General features: G+C 40.6%; 1 protein-coding gene and 1 pseudogene. Both read right to left on the minus strand.

The genetic code is table 11. The features are described from left to right. Positions 1 to 194 (minus strand): annotated as a pseudogene (locus ACH0AB_RS11860) (transcriptional regulator); the annotation flags it as partial. Positions 195 to 296: 102 nt separating this feature from the next. Next, positions 297 to 905 (minus strand): recombinase family protein, encoded by a 609-nt coding sequence (locus ACH0AB_RS11865; protein ID WP_406878269.1) that lies wholly within the window; start codon positions 903 to 905, stop codon positions 297 to 299. Between the last annotated feature and the right edge of the window lie 110 nt (positions 906 to 1,015).

The raw sequence follows: 1,015 nt of genomic DNA on the forward strand, positions 1-1,015 counted from the left end.
ATAACTCGAACCCCACCCGACTTGCCTTTACCACTGGTTGCCCAACGAATTTTACGTAAACCTTTGCCATGTTGAATCACATCACCTTTTAATGGATTTTGTGAAAGGTAAGTAAAGAAAGCCAATCGATCATCCAAATCTAACAAGTGAGCAATCTCAACTTTAAAGCTTTCCGTTTCGACAACCGTATACATAGCAAATCTTTAATATATGATACATTGCATTATAATACAAAATGTACTAGCTAACAATCGCTTTTAGAATCCTGAAAATAGAAACTTTCAAAAATACTGTAATTATTCGATTTTGCTTATCAAGTCCACTCCAGCTTTCTTCAACTCCCCTTTCGCTGTTACATAGTGATATAGCGTACTGCTGGGAATATCGCCTAGTTCCTTACAAATCGCTGGAATGCTTTTGGTTTGGTCAGCCATCAAATGCTGAGCGTATCGTAATTTCTCTGCCGTCATGATTCTAGGTCTGCCGCCTTTACGCCCCCGAGCCCGAGCAGCCGCAATTCCTTCTTTCACCCGCTGGCGGATAATATTGCGCTCCATCTCTGCAAAAGCGGCTTGAATCTGTAAAAACGCCCGTCCTGCAGGTGTGGTTGTATCCATCGGTGAGTTAATCGCTTTAAAGCCAATGTCTTTTTCAGCCAATTCATCAATCAATTTAATCAGGTCACTAGCTAACCGCCCTAACCTATCCAAATCCAAAACGACTAACACATCCCCTCTTCGCAAATAGTTGAGACAATCATCCAAGCCTTTACGTTGGGAATTACTGCCCGATGCTTTGTCTTCAAAAATTCGCTCACAGCCGATTTCTGTTAACGCATCAACCTGACGGTCAAGGAGTTGTTTCCCTTCGGAAGTTGATACTCGAGCATAACCGATTAAACTCATGATGAAATTCTCACGATAAAAGATAATTACCCCATCTTATCATATTTAGATTTATTTGGCTTTATCGTGAAATAAATGGAATAAAAAAGCGCTGAATTGGCGCTAATTTA

It is taken from the genome of Moraxella sp. 179-F 1C4 NHS (assembly GCF_045370505.1).
GTDB classification, from domain to species: domain Bacteria; phylum Pseudomonadota; class Gammaproteobacteria; order Pseudomonadales; family Moraxellaceae; genus Faucicola; species Faucicola tetraodonis.

Coding starts and splice junctions, on each gene's coding strand:
- ACH0AB_RS11865 (WP_406878269.1), bottom strand. CDS start 905: ATGAGTTTAATCGGTTATGCTCGAGTATCAACTTCCGAAGGGAAACAA.